Raw genomic sequence first — 17132 nt, forward strand, 5'->3', positions numbered from 1 at the left:
TCTGATAAATTGTTAAAGAGCAGTTGCGACGCGCTTTAGCGCTCTGTCGCGAGGTCCCGTATAATACGTTTTCCTCATTCAGAGTCAAGCGCTTATTTTGCTTTTCTCTGTCGGCTTTCAACGTCGATTTCCGTCGCTGAATCCTCCTGGCCCGGCGGCTTGTTTGCCGTTGTTCCGTGTCAGTGGAGGCGCATTATAGGGGGTAATTCTGAAGTGACAAGGATAAATTCAAAAAAAGAATTCAACCGCTCACTTTTCAACCAAATCAGGTATTGAGCTTTAATTCTTGCCTGGTTTTTAAACAAAAACGAGCCCGCTGGGCCCGTTTTTGTCGTTTTGTGATTTACTGCACTGCCACAATGCGGTCGTCTTTTACTACCAGCTCGATGGTTTTACCCGGAACCAGCTCACCGGAAAGGATCTGCTGGGCTAACGGGTTCTCAATCTGTTGCTGAATAGCACGTTTCAATGGCCGCGCGCCGTATACCGGATCGTAACCATTGGCGCTCAGCAGCTTCAGCGCCTCATCGGACATCTGCACTTCATATCCGCGCTCTTCCAGACGTTTATACAGACGCTGCAGCTGGATCTGGGCAATAGAGGCAATATGTTTCTCGCCCAGCGGATGGAAGACCACCACTTCGTCGATACGGTTGATGAACTCCGGACGGAAGTTCTGGCTGACTACCCCCAGCACCAGGTCCTTCATATGTCCGTAGTCCAGCTCGCCGAACCGTTCCTGAATCAGATCGGAACCGAGGTTCGAGGTCATGATGACTACCGTATTACGGAAGTCGACCGTTCTCCCCTGCCCGTCGGTGAGACGCCCGTCGTCGAGTACCTGCAGCAGAATGTTGAACACATCCGGGTGCGCTTTTTCCACTTCATCCAGCAGGATGACGGAATAAGGACGACGGCGCACCGCCTCGGTCAGGTAACCGCCCTCTTCATAGCCGACGTATCCCGGAGGCGCACCGACCAGACGCGAGACGGAGTGTTTCTCCATAAACTCGGACATATCGATACGCACCATTGCGTCGTCGCTATCGAACATAAAGTTAGCCAGCGTTTTACACAGCTCGGTTTTACCGACCCCGGTTGGACCGAGGAACAGGAACGAACCAATCGGCCGGTTCGGATCGGACAGCCCGGCGCGGCTGCGGCGAATGGCGTTGGATACCGCTTCAACCGCCTCATCCTGGCCAATCACCCGATGATGCAGCTCCTGCTCCATACGCAGCAGTTTATCACGCTCGCTTTCCATCATGCGGGAGACCGGGATACCGGTCCAGCGAGCCAGCACTTCGGCGATTTCAGCATCCGTCACTTTATTACGCAGCAGACGCATGGTTTTCCCTTCGGACTGAGTGGCAGCCGCCAGCTGTTTCTCCAGTTCCGGAATTTTGCCGTACTGCAGCTCGGACATCCGCGCCAGATCGCCGACGCGACGCGCCTGTTCGATGGCGATTTTCGCCTGCTCCAGCTCAGCTTTGATGGTCTGGGTGCCGGAGAGCGACGCTTTTTCCGCTTTCCACTCTTCTTCCAGCACCGAGTACTGCCGTTCTTTATCCGCCAGCTCCTCGTTGAGCATATCGAGACGCTTCAGGCTCGCCTCATCAGACTCTTTCTTCAGCGCCTGCTGTTCCAGTTTCAGCTGGATAATACGCCGATCGAGGCGGTCCAGCTCTTCCGGTTTGGAGTCAATCTGCATACGGATGCTGGATGCCGCCTCATCGATGAGGTCGATGGCTTTATCCGGCAGCTGACGGTCGGCAATATAGCGATGCGATAAGGTCGCCGCCGCCACGATAGCCGGGTCAGTGATCTGCACGTGGTGGTGCAGCTCATAACGTTCTTTCAGACCGCGCAGAATCGCGATGGTATCTTCTACCGAAGGCTCGGCGACGAACACTTTCTGGAAGCGACGTTCCAGCGCGGCGTCTTTTTCGATGTACTGACGGTATTCATCAAGCGTCGTCGCCCCGACGCAGTGCAGTTCACCACGCGCCAGCGCCGGCTTCAGCATGTTACCCGCATCCATCGCGCCGTCGGCTTTACCAGCGCCAACCATGGTATGCAGTTCGTCGATAAACAGAATGACGTTGCCTTCCTGTTTGGACAGGTCGGTCAGCACGCCTTTCAGACGCTCTTCAAACTCACCGCGGTATTTCGCCCCGGCCACCAGCGCCCCCATATCCAGCGCCAATACCCGACGGCCTTTCAGCCCTTCTGGTACTTCGCCGTTGACGATACGCTGCGCCAGGCCTTCGACGATTGCCGTTTTACCCACCCCGGGTTCACCGATCAGCACCGGGTTGTTTTTGGTACGACGCTGCAGTACCTGAATGGTACGGCGAATCTCTTCATCACGGCCGATCACCGGATCCAGCTTGCCCTGCTCGGCACGCTCGGTGAGATCGACGGTAAATTTCTTCAATGCCTGACGTTGGTCTTCGGCACCCTGATCGTTCACGCTTTCCCCTCCGCGCATTTGTTCAATCGCCTGAGTCACGTTGGCGGTTGTTGCTCCGGCGGATTTTAAAAGGTCGGTCAGCGTACCGCGTGATTCAAGCGCCGCCAGAACGAACAGTTCCGACGAAATAAAGTTGTCCTTTTTCTTTTGCGCCAGCTTGTCGCAAAGGTTGAGGATCCGCACTAAATCCTGAGAAGGTTGCACATCGCCGCCGGTGCCTTCCACCTGCGGTAAACGGCTCAAGGCCTGTTCGATGTCAGTGCGCAGTTTCCCGGCATTCACGCCCGCCGAGGTTAATAAAGGACGTACCGATCCCCCTTCCTGATTCAGCAAGGCGCTCATTAAATGAAGAGGTTCGATGAATTGGTTGTCGTGCCCGAGTGCGAGCGACTGGGCATCGGCAAGAGCAAGCTGGAATTTATTGGTAAGACGATCCAGACGCATAACTCCTCCCATAAACAGGTCAAATTTGCTACTGGAGATTAAATGAGGTCATCCCTCAATTATTCAAGGTTAAAGACCCGAACTATGTGAAAAATAAGTTTGCCTTCTGGATCGTCTTGATTCTCTAGGTTATATCAGCCAAATGAAACTTGCCATACGACCGGTGGTCTTGTCGCGCCGGTAAGAGAAAAAATCATCCTTTTCGCTTAGCGTGCAGCGATCGCCGCCGAAAATCTGCTCAACGCCGACGTTTGCCAGACGCTGCCGCGCCAGTTGGTAGATATCAGCAAAATATTTTTCGCCTGCCGGACGAAAAGCCCGGTGCGCATCCTCGTCCTTCGCCATAAAGGCATCCCGGACTTCCGGTCCCACCTCAAACGCCTGCGGACCGATGGCGGGCCCCAGCCACGCCATAATATTTTCGGCTTTATCGGCGAAACGAGCAACCGTCGCTTCCAGAACCCCTTCGCATAAGCCGCGCCATCCCGCGTGCGCCGCGGCGACTTCGGTGCCGTCGCGGTTACAGAACAGCACCGGCAGGCAGTCAGCGGTCATCACCGCGCAGACGGTCCCTGGCGTACGACTATAAGAGGCATCCGCGCGTTTCGACGGATAGGGTCCGCCGTCCAGCGTCAGAACCTCGGTGCCATGGACCTGCTCCAGCCAAACCGGGTAAGACGGCAAGCCGCCGGCGGCAAACATCCGCCGCCGGTTTTCTTCGACATCCTGCAGATTGTCGCCGCAATGGGCGCCCAGGTTGAGCGAGTCATAGGGCGGCAGACTCACGCCGCCGATGCGGGTAGAACTACAGGCCGCCACGCTGCCGGGCATTGGCCACTGCGGTACAATCAGTTTCGTCATAACCAGTCAATATCGTCCTTATGGGCTTCAAAATCGGCGCGCATCGCCTCGATGAGCTCGACCATATCCTGCGGGATGGGCGCGTGCCACTCCATTTCAATGCCGGAGATCGGGTGATACAGGCGCAGCATGGTGGCATGCAGCGCCTGGCGGTCGAATTTACGCAGCGCGGTGATGAACTCCTCCGACGCGCCCTTCGGCGGACGCGGCCGGCCGCCATAGACCTGGTCGCCTACCAGCGGATGGGTGATATGCGACATATGCACGCGGATCTGATGCGTACGACCGGTTTCCAGACGCAGACGCAGGCGGGTATGGATGCGGAAATGTTCCATAATGCGGTAGTGGGTCACCGCCGGTTTGCCCATCGGATGCACCGCCATATGGGTACGCTTGGTCGGGTGACGGCTGATCGGCTCTTCCACTGTGCCACCGGCGGTCATATGACCGATCGCCACCGCTTCGTATTCACGGGTGATCTCGCGCAGCTGCAGCGACTCCACCAGCCGGGTTTGCGCCGGAATGGTTTTCGCCACCACCATCAGACCGGTGGTGTCTTTATCCAGACGATGAACAATACCCGCGCGCGGCACATCGGCAATAGGCGGATAGTAGTGCAGCAGCGCATTCAGCACAGTACCGTCAGGGTTGCCCGCGCCAGGATGTACAACCAGATCGCGCGGTTTATTGATCACGATGATGTCATCATCTTCGTAAACGATATTGAGCGGAATATCCTGCGGCTGGAAGCGCGCCTCTTCTTCGATTTCCACATCGATAGCGATGCGTTCTCCCCCCAGCACTTTTTCTTTCGGTTTATCGCCAATGGTGCCATTGACTAATACGCGTTGGTCGAGGATCCATTCTTTTATCCGCGATCGCGAATAATCAGGGAACAATTCGGCCAAAGCCTGATCTAAGCGTTGACCGAGTTGATTTTCGGTCACCGTTGCGGTGAGTTGTACTCGTTGTGCCATATACAGCTTCTTCGTTTAACGTTGGGTTTTACGGCTTTGCCGTTTAATATAGTGTGCTATTGTAGCTGGTCTTAATCGGGAGCAGGAACAGAGATTCTCCCGCATAAACATTTTGAGGAAGTCAAAACGTCATGACGCGCATGAAATACCTGGTGGCAGCCGCCACACTGAGCCTGGCTTTGGTGGGTTGCTCCGGCTCTAAGGAAGAGGTGCCTGATAATCCGCCGAATGAAATCTACGCGACCGCCCAGCAAAAACTGCAGGACGGTAACTGGAAACAGGCGATAACGCAACTGGAAGCGTTGGATAATCGTTATCCATTCGGCCCTTATTCCCAACAGGTACAGCTGGATCTGATTTATGCGTATTATAAAAACGCCGATCTTCCTCTGGCTCAGGCGGCTATCGATCGCTTCATGCGTTTGAACCCCACCCATCCGAACATCGACTATGTCATCTATATGCGCGGCCTGACCAACATGGCCCTGGATGACAGCGCGCTGCAGGGCTTCTTCGGCGTTGATCGCTCCGACCGCGATCCGCAGCACGCGCGCGATGCCTTCAATGACTTCTCCAAACTGGTGCGTGGTTATCCGAACAGCCAGTACGCCACTGACGCCTATAAACGCATGGTGTTCCTGAAAGATCGTCTGGCCAAATATGAGCTGTCGGTCGTGGATTACTACACCGATCGTGGCGCATGGGTTGCCGTGGTTAACCGTGTGGAAGGGATGATGCGTAATTATCCGGATACCCAGGCCACCCGCGATGCCCTGCCGAAGATGGAAAACGCCTATCGTCAGATGCAAATGAACGCTCAGGCGGACAAAGTCGCGAAGATTATCGCCGCGAACAGCAAGAACACCTGAGCCTGACTCATCGATCGCAAACGGCAGCCACTGGCTGCCGTTTTTTTATACGTTTCCCGACGAGCTGAAGCGGTTTAGCGCCGGGTTAACTCATCAAATATGGCCTGCTTTATCGGGTTCGACAAGTAAAATCTCACTTCTTCCTGCCCTGTCTCACAAAATGAATTTGTTGACAAAAAGTGACAATAAAATGTGATTTAGATCACACATTTTGACATTGGGAAAGGTATGCTGGATTCACCAAGACGGGAAAGACAAGAGGTAAAATTTATGACAATGAACATTACCAGTAAACAAATGGAAATTACTCCGGCAATCCGCCAGCATGTCGCAGACCGTCTCGCCAAACTGGATAAGTGGCAAACTCATTTAATCAACCCGCACATCATTCTGTCTAAGGAGCCGCAGGGTTTTATCGCTGATGCAACCATCAACACGCCAAACGGCCATCTGGTTGCCAGTGCGCGTCATGAAGATATGTACGCCGCCATTAACGAATTGATCAACAAGCTGGAACGGCAGCTCAATAAAGTGCAACACAAAGGGGAAGCCCGCCGCGCCGCGACGTCGGTGAAAGAGGCAGGCTTTGTGGAAGAAGAAGAGTAATCCTTAACTTAAGTTGTGTCATGCCACGCGCCTTCGGGCGCGTTTTTTATTGACAGAGTGAAAACAGTACAGGTACTGTAATCCCCACTACCTAAAGGAATTTACCATGAAACTTGTCCCGTTCTTCTTCGCATTCTTTTTTACCTTCCCCTGACCGGGAGGCAATTCGTCGTATAAGAAAGAATGCGAAGACGAACAATAAGGCCTCCCACCCGGGAGGCCTTTTTTATTTGATAACAACAAAGGCAACATCTATGACCGAGGAAAACCCATTACTGGCGCTGCGCGATAAGATAAGCGCCCTGGACGAGAAGCTGCTTGCTCTGCTGGCGGAGCGCCGCGGACTGGCTGTTGAGGTTGGAAAAGCCAAACTGGCCTCCCATCGTCCGGTGCGTGATATTGACCGCGAACGCGATTTGCTGGAGCGCCTGATGACTATCGGCAAGCGCCATAATCTGGATGCGCACTATATCACCCGCCTGTTCCAGCTGATTATCGAAGACTCTGTTCTTACCCAGCAAACCCTGCTGCAGCAGCATCTGAATAAAATTAACCCGCATTCGGCCCGCGTGGCGTTCCTCGGTCCCAAGGGCTCTTACTCGCATCTGGCGGCGCGTCAGTACGCCGCTCGCCACTTTGAGCAGTTTATTGAGAGCGGCTGCGCGAAGTTCGCCGATATTTTTAATCAGGTAGAAACCGGCCAGGCCGATTACGCGGTGGTGCCGATTGAAAACACCAGCTCCGGCGGGATCAACGACGTCTACGATCTGCTGCAGCACACCAGCCTGTCGATCGTTGGCGAGCTGACGATCCCTATCGATCATTGCGTACTGGTGAGCACCTCGACGGATGCCGATAAAATTCAGACCGTTTACAGCCATCCGCAGCCGTTCCAGCAGTGCAGCCAGTACCTGAGCCGCTACCCGCACTGGAAGATTGAGTATACCGAGAGCACCTCGGCGGCAATGGAAAAAGTGGCGCAGGCGAACTCCCCGGCCGTCGCGGCCCTGGGTAGCGAAGCGGGCGGCGCTCTGTATGGTCTGCAGGTGCTGGAGCACTGCCAGGCCAACCAGACGCAGAACATCACGCGCTTCCTCGTCCTGGCGCGCAAAGCGGTGAACGTCTCCGATCAGGTGCCGGCCAAGACCACGCTGTTAATGGCGACCGGTCAGCAGGCGGGCGCCCTGGTGGAAGCCCTGCTGGTGTTGCGCAACCACAATCTGATCATGACCAAACTGGAATCCCGCCCGATCCACGGCAATCCCTGGGAAGAGATGTTTTATCTCGATATTCAGGCCAACCTGGATTCGCTGCCCATGCGCAAGGCGCTGAAGGAGCTGGCGGATATCACCCGCTCCATGAAGGTCCTCGGCTGCTACCCTAGCGAAAACGTGGTCCCGGTGGATCCGGTTTAACATTCGCGGAACGGTAATTTCTTCATCCCTGCCACCGCTACCGGCAGGGTGAAGATGGCGCCTGACAGCGGATACTGCGCCAGCTCATCGTCCTCCATGTTTTCCCGGGTGGTGGTGATATAGAGCGTTTTCATATCCGCCCCGCCGAAGCAGACCATCGTCGGGCAACGAACCGGCATCGGGTAGGATTCCAGCTCCTCGCCCAGCGGCGAGAAACGGGCGATCCGCCAGCCGTCAAACATTGCGCTCCAGTAACATCCCTCCACGTCGATCGCCGCCCCGTCAGGGATCCCTTCGCCAGGCTGAAAACGGCGAAAGACTTCGCGTCGGCCAGGCTCACCCTGCTCATCCAGCGGCGTACGGTAGATCACGGCGTTCGGCGTATCAGAGGTATACATCCAGCGCCGGTCGGCGCTAAAGGCCAGGCCATTGGCGCCATGGATGTCACACTGGATCACTTTCGGCTGCAGGTCGTTATCCACTCGCATCAGCAGCGCGCCGTTGTAATCCCCAGGCCCCCAGAAGGTACCGGCATAAAAGCGCCCATCGCGATCGGTCCCGCCGTCGTTAAACCGCGCCAGCTCCGGGTTGCTCGGGTTATCGCAGACTTTCCGCCGCAGCAGGCCGTGGGCGTCGGTCAGCCAGATGCCGCTGCGCAATGCAACGATAAACCCGCCCTTCTCGCGCAGGGCAAAACAGCCGACCTCCTCTGGAAACTGCAGCACCTGGTGTTCTCCGCTGCGGATATCGTAGCGGTGAATTTCACATTCCATGATATCAGCCCAGTAGAGGGCCTGTTCTGCCTCGCTCCAGGTCGGGCATTCCGGCAGGTATCCGGTGTAGTCAAACAGCGGTTGTGGTTCAGCCATCGTTGTCATCCCTATAAAAAAAGCCAGCGGTCGCTGGCTTTATTGTATACATCTTTTTCGCTTTACTGCCGATTATCGTTCGCCTGACGCAGCAGCGTGCGGCTCTCGCTCTGGAAACGCTGAGCGTAATCGCCAAACCAGTGTTCGACTTTACGGAAGCTGTCGATAAACGCCTGCTTATCGCCCTGCTCCAGCAGGCCGATCGCTTCGCCGAAACGCTGGTAGTAGCGCTTAATCAGCGCCAGGTTGTTTTCCGATGACATAATAATATCGGCGTACAGCTGCGGATCCTGGGCAAACAGACGGCCTACCATCGCCAGCTCCAGTCGGTAAATGGGTGACGAGAGCGCCAGCAGTTGCTCAAGACGTACATTCTCTTCCGCCAGGTGCAGGCCATAGGCGAAGGTGGCAAAGTGGCGCAGCGCCTGAATAAAGGCCATGTTCTGATCGTGCTCAACGGCGCTGATGCGGTGCAGCCGCGCGCCCCAAACCTGAATTTGTTCGAGGAACCACTGATAGACCTCCGGCTGGCGACCATCACAATAGACCACCACCTGCTTCGCCAGGCTGCCGCTGTCCGGACCGAACATCGGGTGCAGGCCGAGAACCGGGCCCTGATGCGCCGCCAGCATCGCCTGCAGCGGCTCCGCTTTCACCGAGGCAAGGTCAACCAGAATGCAATCCGCCGGAAGGGGCGGCAGCCTGGCGATCGTCTCCACGGTGGTGTGAATCGGTACGCTGACGATAACCATGCCGGCATCGGCGACGATATCCGCCGCCCGGGCCCAATCCTCTTTTTCCAGAATACGCACCTGGTAGCCGGACAACGTTAACATCTTCTCAAACAGACGGCCCATCTGCCCACCGCCGCCGACGATGACCACCGGCCGCAGATTCGGCTGCAGGGTTTTGAAGCCTTTGTCGTTTTCGCTGGAATAGGATTCCCGCATCACGCGACGCAGAACGTCCTCGATCAGATCCGGTGGTACGCCGAGCGCAGCCGCCTCTTCACGTCGGGAGGCGAGCATCGCCGACTCGCGCTCCGGGACGTAAATCGGCAGGCCATACTGGCTCTTCACCTCGCCGACTTCGGCCACCAGCTCCAGACGCTTAGCCAGCAGGCTAAGCAACGCTTTATCCACTTCATCAATTTGATCGCGTAACGCGGTCAGTTCAGCAACCATACTTTCCTCTTAAACCAAACGGGCCGCCAGGTGGCCGCGGAGATCCTTATCCAGTTCACGCAGCAGCGCCTCGGTAGTCTCCCAGCTGATGCAGGCATCCGTCACCGAGACGCCGTATTTCATCGCCTCACGCGGCTGTTCAGAGGACTGATTGCCTTCGTGGATATTACTTTCGATCATCAGGCCGATAATGGAGCGGTTGCCATCTTTGATCTGCGCGACCACGGATTCAGCCACGGCCGGCTGGCGGCGGAAATCTTTATTGGAGTTCCCATGACTGCAATCTACCATCAGCGACGGCTTCAGTCCCGCCTGCGCCATCTCTTTTTCGCATTTCGCCACATCTTCCGGACCGTAGTTCGGCGCCTTGCCGCCACGGAGGATCACATGGCCGTTCGGATTACCCTGCGTTTGCAGCAGGCAGACCTGCCCGGCCTGGTTGATGCCGACGAAACGGTGCGGCATCGCCGCGGCGCGCATAGCGTTGATGGCCGTGGCCAGGCTACCGTCGGTACCGTTTTTAAAGCCGACCGGCATCGACAGGCCAGAGGCCATTTCGCGGTGCGTTTGTGATTCCGTGGTACGCGCGCCGATAGCGGACCAGCTGAACAGATCCCCGAGGTACTGCGGGCTGTTGGGATCCAGCGCTTCCGTCGCCAGCGGCAGTCCCATATTGACGAGCTCGACCAGCAGACGACGCGCAATCTTCAGGCCGCCTTCAACATCAAACGAACCATCCATGTGCGGATCGTTAATCAGCCCCTTCCATCCGACGGTGGTACGGGGTTTTTCAAAATAGACGCGCATCACCAGGTAGAGGCTATCGCTGACCTCTGCGGCAAGGGCTTTAAACCGACGAGCATATTCAATCGCAGCTTCCGGATCGTGAATGGAGCAAGGACCACATACCACCAGCAGGCGCGGATCGCGACCGGCGATGATATCCGAAATGGTCTGACGGGCGTGCGCGATCTGCGCTTCCTGCTCGACGCTCAGCGGGAATTCCGCCTTCAGTTGCTCCGGGGTCATTAATACATGTTCGTCGGTAATATGTACGTTGTTCAGCGCGTCTTTTTGCATGATTGCGATCCTGTGTAGCTCGTTTGCGATAAGGGTTGCCTCAGAGGGCATGACGTAACGATACCACACAAAGTAAAGAATTCAATCCATATTCCGTAAATTTTAATTTACACTAACGAATTAATTGCCACTCACAATGGCGCGATGCGTATAACAATATTTACACATAGGAAAAACAAGCCAAACTTGCGCACCCACGGTATCGGTACTACGAAAAATCCTGGTGAGAATTGTCCCAAAGCAAAGGGCGCATCTAATGACGGGTTTTATTAACAGTGGTATTCTTCGCCGGGCATCGGCAGCGGCTTTTCCCGCGCTATGGCGACTTTGACGGAAGCGTTAATGACAGTATTACACCGTCTTTTATTGACTGTATTTTTTCTCATCGCGGTATCTCCTGTTTTTGCTGCCGGACCTTCAGAACATGTTCGCGCTATTGTTTCCGGGATCGTGACCTACACCCGTTGGCCGTCATTAACAGGAGCGCCAAAGCTGTGCATTTTTGCCTCATCACGCTTCACCCATAGCCTGGCTCATGAAGATCCGGATGCATTACCCTATCAACCGGTGATAGTACGTAATCGTGAAGAAGCGTTAAAAACGACCTGCGATGGTTTTTATTTTGGCAGCGAATCGCCGACTGAACAGTCAGAACTCACTCGCCGCTATGGCCCGAGGCCGCTGTTACTCATCGCAGAACAAAATACGGATTGTTCAATTGGTAGCGCGTTTTGCCTGATCATCAATGACGACCGGGTCCGCTTCTCCGTTAATCTGGACGTTCTGACGCACAGCGGGGTTCGGGTTAACCCGGACGTCCTGATGCTTGCCCGGAAGAAACCACATGAATAAGGACTTTTCACAGACTCCGCGCCCGACTTTCAAACGCGCGCTCCGTCGCATTAGCGTGATAAGCGTGGTGATCTCCATGACGCTGGTCTGGCTGCTGCTGAGTACAGCCTCAATCTTCACGCTCAAGCAGTACGCGCAGAAAAATCTTGAGCTCACTGCCGCGACCATGGGGCGCAGCCTCGAAGCCGCCCTGGTGTTTGGCGACAGCGCGGCGGCAGAGGAGACCCTCGCGTCGTTGGGCAAGCAAGGGCAGATCTCCCAGGCAATCGTGCTAAACGGCCAGATGCAGCACTTCGCCGCGTGGCGCCATGAACCGCTGGCCAATAAAGAGCAAGTGAGCGGGCTTATCAGTAAATGGCTGTTTCCGGAGCCCACGGTGCAGCCCATCTGGCACCAGGGCAAACAAATCGGCGAGCTGAGATTGACCGCGCTTGATGAACTGATTAGCCACTTTCTCGGTATCTCGATTCTGGTGCTGACCGGTAGCATTCTGCTCGCCTCGTTCATCGCCCTGCTGCTGACCCACTCCCTACACCGGGGGATCGTCGCCGCCCTGCAGAGCATCACTGAGGTCGTGCATGATATACGTGAAAACCGCCACTTCTCCCGGCGGGTGCCGGAGGAGCGTATCGAGGAGTTCCATCTTTTCGCCCAGGACTTTAACAGCCTGCTGGGGGAAATGGAGGACTGGCAGCGCCAGCTGCAGGCCAAAAACGCGCAGCTGTTGCGCAGTTCGTTACACGATCCGTTGACCGGCCTGGCTAACCGCGCCGCCTTTCGTAACGCGCTCGCCGAGCTGATGCAGAATGAAGTCGATCATCAAACCTCGGCATTGCTGTTTCTTGATGGCGATAATTTCAAACTGATTAACGACAACTGGGGGCATGCGGCGGGCGATAAAGTGCTGATGGAGGTCGCCAGCCGCCTGATGACTTTTGCCGGTAAACGCCATCTGGCGTGGCGTCTTGGCGGCGATGAGTTTGCCGTTCTGCTGCGCGAGGTGCGCTCGGAAGCAGAAGTGCAGGCCCTGTGCCAGGCGCTAACGGAACAATTTCTTCCGCCATTCAACCTGCACAACGGTCATAGCGCCACGCTCTCGCTGAGCGTCGGTTATGCCCTGGCGTGGGAGCACGCCACCGCGGAATCACTGCAAGAACTTGCCGATCAGAATATGTATCGGATGAAAAACCAACGTATCCAGCAGACGCTGAAATAATAAAGGACTCATTATGATCAGAAAATATTTCGTCCCCGCCCTGATGGCGGCGGCGCTTTTGACAGGTTGCCAGGCTCCTCAGGGAAAATTTACCCCCGAGCAGGTGGCGGCGATGAAATCTTACGGCTTTACTGAAAGCAATGGCGATTGGTCCCTGGGCTTATCCGATAGCATCCTGTTTGACAAGAATGACTACCGACTACGTCCCGACAGCCGCCAGCAGATCACCACGATGGCCTCGCGGCTGGCGGCTACCGGGATCACCCATAGCCGCCTTGAAGGCCATACCGATAATTATGGTGAAGATAGCTACAATGAAGCCCTGTCGCTTAAGCGGGCCAACAGCGTGGCCGATGCCTGGGCGGAAGGCGCTCATGTCCCACGCAGTAATTTAGTCACCCGCGGCCTTGGCAAAAAATACCCGATCGCCAGCAACGACACGGCGGCCGGGCGCGCCGAAAACCGCCGGGTAACGGTGGTCATCAGCACGCCGTAAGTCTTCACTTAGTCGCTGGACTTCATCATCCTCATTGCCGTTGCCGCGCGCCAGCGCAGGTAGTCAACGGCAATGAACAGCAACAGGCTGGCTCCCATTAACGGCATGGCCAATCCAAGGGCAAACGCCAGCCCAAGCACCAGGCTTCGGGCAGGCCAGGCGAGCGACAGCCACGCCTGCAGCAGCGAATGCGCCGGATCCCAGGCGGCCTGAGGCGGACGGCGGATCCACCATAACCGGTACCCCACCCCGATGGTAACGCACAGCGCGCAGCCAAATCCCACCAGCAGCAGCTGATTCGCCAGACCAAAGAGGATCCCCATATGGAAATCGACGCCCCAGCGGGTGAGCTTCGCCATCAGCGGAAAGTCGGCAAAACGCGTGCGATCCACCACCTGCATCGTGGTGCCATCGATCGCCACCGCGTCCACCTGCGTCGGCCAGCGACGGTCGATCTCATTCACCGTCCAGGCGCGGTCGTCTGACACTGGCGGACGGATCTCCAGCCGGCTGGCGTTCAGCCCCGCCTGACGGGCCGCCGCCAGCGCCTGGTCAAACTGGGCCAACTGCAGCGCCGGCTGATGCTGGGCCATGGCCATCGCATCCATATGATGTCCGGCATGGGGATCGTGCGTCATCGCATCCATATGATGTCCGGCATGGGGATCGTGCGTCATCGGCATCTCGCCATGCAGCTGGGTATTGACCTGCGGCGTCAGCCAGCCGAACGCTGCCCGCATTTTGTCCACATTGCCGCCGGCCCATTGCGACCAGGTCAGGCCGGTGGCGGAGAAGAGCAGCATACCCACCAGTAAGCCCCAGCCCAGCGTCACGTGCAGCCGACGATGGTTCTGCAGGGCGTTATTCAGCCGCCGTTTTGGACGCGTCATCGCCCACAGGGCAATGCCTCCGAGCGCGGCCACCCACATCCAGGAGGCGGCCAGTTCGCTGTATAACCTCCCGCTGTCGCCCAGCAGCAGAGAGCGATGCGCATAATCAATCCACTGGCGCAGCGGCAGGATGCCGCTGGTGCCGTAGACCGTCATATCGCCCTTCACCCGCAGCGCGATCGGATCGACAAAAATAGCCCGGGATTCCGACTCTCCGAGACCCGTATCGGCAAACATAATGCGCGTGGTCTCGCCCAACGCAGGCGCCGGACGCACCGCCAGCAGCCGCAGATTGCCCTGGGTCGCTTCTTCGGCCACCGCAATCTGGGCGCTGAGCGGCTGCGGAGTCCCGTCGGCAAGGCCATGCAGCGCGTCGTGATAGAGCCAGTTTTCCAGCTGCGGCGTCGCCACGTACAACGTACCGGTCAGGGCAGCGACAAAGATAAACGGTCCGATAAACAGACCAATATAAAAATGGAGGCGACGCAGCAGGTTCAGCCATGCCGCGCGCGAGGTGCAGGTTGTCATACTTTTCCTTTTTTAAAGCAAAAGAGGTCGTTGCGCGGTGCGCAGATTGATTTTTATTAAAGGGAAAAAGCAGACAACCGCGGCGGGGCGCGGGTTTCGGGGTAGAGCCAGGGAAAGTAGTGCCAGTGCTTTAATACCGGGCGAGAAACCGGCAGGCGAATGCGCCGCAGGAGCATGGCGACGAACAGCGCCAGCGCGAAAAGGAGCCCCGGGACATGGGCTAACAGCACGCAATAGCCACACGCTTCGGCATGGTCCAGCGGCATTTCGTGTCCGGTATGCGTAGCGCCGTCTGTGCTGTGCATCATTGCCATCTTGTGCCCGGGCATCTGCGCCATGCTCGCGGACGAGCTATCCATCATCATGGCGTGGTGCATGCCGGGCATGGCGCTCATGGGGTCTTTTTGCAGGGAGACGGAGATCAGGGGGGCCACCACGATCAGCAGGATCGCCAACAGCGCCAGCCAGGCGGCTCGCCGTTTAGGTGTCGTTTGCTGAAAACTGTTACTGACCACCGCCCCTCCGTATAGAGGGCGTATTGTAAATGATTTACATCACGATGGTTACAACAAAGATAAAAAAAGGGCCGGCCCTGAGGCCAGCCCTTTTTGTCAGGATGTCGCGAAAGCGAATCTTAGTTAAGACGCTCTTTGATACGAGCAGACTTACCAGTGCGCTCACGCAGGTAGTACAGTTTAGCTTTACGTACAGCACCACGACGTTTAACAGCAATGCTGTCAACTACCGGAGAGTGAGTCTGGAAGACACGCTCAACGCCTTCGCCGTTGGAAATTTTGCGAACAGTGAATGCAGAGTGCAGACCGCGGTTACGAATAGCGATAACCACGCCCTCGAATGCCTGCAGACGTTTTTTGGAACCTTCAACAACCCATACTTTCACTTCCACGGTATCACCCGGACGGAAGGAAGGTACGTCCTGCTTCATCTGTTCTTGTTCAAGTTGCTTAATAATGTTGCTCATAATTTAATCTCTTATCCTGGGTAAACTGATATTGGGGGCTCACGCCTGCCCATCATGTTTATGCTGCTGTTGCGCGTGTTCAGTTTTGAACTCCGCCAGCAGCTTTGCTTGCTCTTCAGTCAGAGCCAGGTTTTCCAGAAGTTCAGGTCTTCTAAGCCAGGTGCGGCCCAGCGACTGCTTCAGACGCCAGCGACGTATCTCAGCATGGTTTCCCGACAGCAATACTGGCGGTACTTCCATCTCCTCTAACACTTCAGGACGGGTATAGTGGGGGCAATCCAGCAACCCATCAGCAAAGGAATCTTCCGTTGCCGATGCTTCATGGCCCAGTACTCCCGGAATGAACCGGGAAACGGAGTCAATCAGCGTCATTGCCGGTAACTCACCACCGCTGAGAACGTAATCGCCGATTGACCATTCTTCGTCAATTTCGGTTTGGATTACGCGCTCGTCTATCCCTTCGTAGCGACCGCACACCAGAATCAGTTTCTGATTCGTTGCCAGTTCGCTGACGCCCGCTTGATCAAGCTTGCGTCCCTGAGGTGACAGATAAATCACCTTCGCGCCTTCACCTGCCGCGGCTTTTGCTGCATGAATGGCATCCCGTAAGGGTTGCACCATCATTAGCATCCCCGGTCCGCCGCCGTAAGGACGATCGTCCACGGTACGGTGCCGGTCATGCGTGAAGTCGCGAGGACTCCAGCTTTCGATGCTCAGCAGGCCATTTTTTACTGCCCGGCCAGTTACCCCGTAATCGGTAATTGCGCGGAACATTTCAGGAAACAGGCTAATTATGCCAATCCACATAGCGCCGTCTTTTACCGTTTATCCGGAGAATTTAAAAACCAGGATCCCAATCTACTTCGATAGTACGCGTAGTGAGATCGACTTTCTTGATAACCTGCCCATCGAGGAACGGAACCAACCGCTCCTTGATACCAAATGCATCTTTCAGGTTTGCCTTGATGACGAGCACGTCATTCGACCCGGTTTCCATCATATCGATGACTTTACCGAGGCTATAGCCTTCCGTCGTAACTACCTGGCAGCCCATCAGGTCTTTCCAGTAGTAGTCACCCTCTTCCAGCTCCGGCAACTGCGATGAATCCACGATAATTTCGCAATTAGTCAGTAGATTCGCGGCATCACGATCGTCAACGCCTTTCAGCTTGATGATGATGTCCTGATTGTGGTGGCGCCAGCTTTCCAGCTCAACGACCTGCCACTGACCCGCCTTCTGGATTAACCAGGGCTGATAGTCAAAAATGCTTTCGGCGTCTTCGGTGGAGGAAAACACTCTGAGCCAACCACGGATACCGTAGGAAGAACCCATTTTCCCCAATACGATCGGATCAACAGGTGCTTGCGCGGTGTGTTGCTTGCTCATCAT

The 17132-nt window shown here is 56.1% G+C and carries 18 protein-coding genes and 1 other annotated feature; of the genes, 7 read left to right on the forward strand and 11 right to left on the reverse strand.

Annotated features, from left to right (window positions below):
• Positions 1 to 343 precede the first annotated feature (343 nt).
• The 3 genes from clpB to rluD all read right to left on the reverse strand — a co-directional run bounded on the left by clpB (position 344) and on the right by rluD (position 4755).
• A complete protein-coding gene (gene clpB / locus RRF55_RS07140) occupies positions 344 to 2917 on the reverse strand; it encodes an ATP-dependent chaperone ClpB (RefSeq protein WP_004150973.1) in 2574 nt (857 codons plus the stop codon).
• Between the two features lie 129 nt (positions 2918 to 3046).
• Positions 3047 to 3778, reverse strand: a complete 732-nt coding sequence (gene yfiH / locus RRF55_RS07145) for a purine nucleoside phosphorylase YfiH (RefSeq protein ID WP_004174806.1) — start codon at positions 3776 to 3778, stop codon at positions 3047 to 3049.
• The gene (gene rluD, locus RRF55_RS07150; RefSeq protein WP_002914110.1) at positions 3775 to 4755 is read right to left on the reverse strand and encodes a 23S rRNA pseudouridine(1911/1915/1917) synthase RluD; all 981 of its coding nucleotides are present in this window, start codon (positions 4753 to 4755) and stop codon (positions 3775 to 3777) included. Before rluD ends, yfiH begins: the two co-directional genes overlap by 4 nt.
• Before the next feature lie 131 nt (positions 4756 to 4886).
• Between rluD and bamD the strand changes: the two genes are divergently transcribed.
• From bamD to pheA, 4 genes are all read left to right on the forward strand, one after another.
• Positions 4887 to 5624, forward strand: a complete 738-nt coding sequence (gene bamD / locus RRF55_RS07155) for an outer membrane protein assembly factor BamD (RefSeq protein WP_004145664.1) — start codon at positions 4887 to 4889, stop codon at positions 5622 to 5624.
• A 270-nt stretch (positions 5625 to 5894) separates the two neighbouring features.
• A complete protein-coding gene (gene raiA, locus RRF55_RS07160; RefSeq protein WP_002914111.1) occupies positions 5895 to 6230 on the forward strand; it encodes a ribosome-associated translation inhibitor RaiA in 336 nt (111 codons plus the stop codon).
• Positions 6231 to 6335: 105 nt separating this feature from the next.
• Positions 6336 to 6460: a sequence feature (Phe leader region), on the forward strand.
• The gene (gene pheL, locus RRF55_RS07165; RefSeq protein WP_100250063.1) at positions 6337 to 6384 is read left to right on the forward strand and encodes a pheA operon leader peptide PheL; all 48 of its coding nucleotides are present in this window, start codon (positions 6337 to 6339) and stop codon (positions 6382 to 6384) included. It overlaps the preceding feature by 48 nt.
• 24 nt (positions 6461 to 6484) lie before the next feature.
• Positions 6485 to 7645, forward strand: a complete 1161-nt coding sequence (gene pheA / locus RRF55_RS07170) for a bifunctional chorismate mutase/prephenate dehydratase (RefSeq protein WP_004150975.1) — start codon at positions 6485 to 6487, stop codon at positions 7643 to 7645.
• Here the strand turns inward: pheA and RRF55_RS07175 are convergent.
• The 3 genes from RRF55_RS07175 to aroF form a co-directional block, all read right to left on the reverse strand.
• A complete protein-coding gene (locus tag RRF55_RS07175) occupies positions 7642 to 8514 on the reverse strand; it encodes an SMP-30/gluconolactonase/LRE family protein (RefSeq protein WP_002914112.1) in 873 nt (290 codons plus the stop codon). The genes pheA and RRF55_RS07175 overlap by 4 nt on opposite strands.
• Positions 8515 to 8576: 62 nt before the next feature.
• Positions 8577 to 9698 (reverse strand): bifunctional chorismate mutase/prephenate dehydrogenase, encoded by a 1122-nt coding sequence (gene tyrA / locus RRF55_RS07180; RefSeq protein ID WP_439419112.1) that lies wholly within the window; start codon positions 9696 to 9698, stop codon positions 8577 to 8579.
• Positions 9699 to 9707: 9 nt separating this feature from the next.
• Positions 9708 to 10778 carry a 3-deoxy-7-phosphoheptulonate synthase AroF gene (gene aroF / locus RRF55_RS07185; protein ID WP_002914114.1) on the reverse strand — a complete coding sequence of 357 codons (1071 nt, stop codon included), beginning with the start codon at positions 10776 to 10778 and terminating at the stop codon, positions 9708 to 9710.
• A 342-nt stretch (positions 10779 to 11120) separates the two neighbouring features.
• Between aroF and RRF55_RS07190 the strand changes: the two genes are divergently transcribed.
• Genes RRF55_RS07190 through RRF55_RS07200 form a run of 3 tightly spaced genes read left to right on the forward strand, consistent with a single transcriptional unit; the run spans position 11121 to position 13342 of the window.
• Positions 11121 to 11630, forward strand: coding sequence for a YfiR family protein (locus RRF55_RS07190; RefSeq protein ID WP_004174804.1), 510 nt, complete (start codon positions 11121 to 11123; stop codon positions 11628 to 11630).
• The gene (gene dgcN, locus RRF55_RS07195; protein WP_002914116.1) at positions 11623 to 12846 is read left to right on the forward strand and encodes a diguanylate cyclase DgcN; all 1224 of its coding nucleotides are present in this window, start codon (positions 11623 to 11625) and stop codon (positions 12844 to 12846) included. The genes RRF55_RS07190 and dgcN overlap by 8 nt, the downstream gene beginning before the upstream one ends.
• A 13-nt stretch (positions 12847 to 12859) precedes the next feature.
• Positions 12860 to 13342, forward strand: a complete 483-nt coding sequence (locus RRF55_RS07200) for an OmpA family protein (RefSeq protein ID WP_004145671.1) — start codon at positions 12860 to 12862, stop codon at positions 13340 to 13342.
• An 8-nt stretch (positions 13343 to 13350) separates the two neighbouring features.
• Here the strand turns inward: RRF55_RS07200 and RRF55_RS07205 are convergent, their stop codons facing one another.
• From RRF55_RS07205 to rimM, 5 genes are all read right to left on the reverse strand, one after another.
• On the reverse strand, positions 13351 to 14760 hold the full coding sequence (locus tag RRF55_RS07205) for a PepSY-associated TM helix domain-containing protein (protein WP_064277544.1): 1410 nt from the start codon (positions 14758 to 14760) through the stop codon (positions 13351 to 13353).
• A gap of 56 nt (positions 14761 to 14816) precedes the next feature.
• The gene (locus RRF55_RS07210) at positions 14817 to 15275 is read right to left on the reverse strand and encodes a DUF2946 domain-containing protein (RefSeq protein WP_002914119.1); all 459 of its coding nucleotides are present in this window, start codon (positions 15273 to 15275) and stop codon (positions 14817 to 14819) included.
• Positions 15276 to 15394: 119 nt separating this feature from the next.
• Positions 15395 to 15742: a 50S ribosomal protein L19 gene (gene rplS, locus RRF55_RS07215; protein WP_002914145.1), complete on the reverse strand. Its 348-nt coding sequence runs from the start codon at positions 15740 to 15742 to the stop codon at positions 15395 to 15397.
• Positions 15743 to 15781: 39 nt separating this feature from the next.
• Entirely contained in the window at positions 15782 to 16549 is a 768-nt protein-coding gene (trmD, locus tag RRF55_RS07220) for a tRNA (guanosine(37)-N1)-methyltransferase TrmD (protein ID WP_002914147.1), read from the reverse strand.
• A 31-nt stretch (positions 16550 to 16580) separates the two neighbouring features.
• A complete protein-coding gene (rimM, locus tag RRF55_RS07225) occupies positions 16581 to 17129 on the reverse strand; it encodes a ribosome maturation factor RimM (protein WP_004150977.1) in 549 nt (182 codons plus the stop codon).
• Positions 17130 to 17132: the final 3 nt, after the last annotated feature.

This window comes from Klebsiella sp. K47 (genome assembly GCF_051858335.1).
Taxonomy (GTDB): Bacteria; Pseudomonadota; Gammaproteobacteria; order Enterobacterales; family Enterobacteriaceae; genus Klebsiella; species Klebsiella pneumoniae.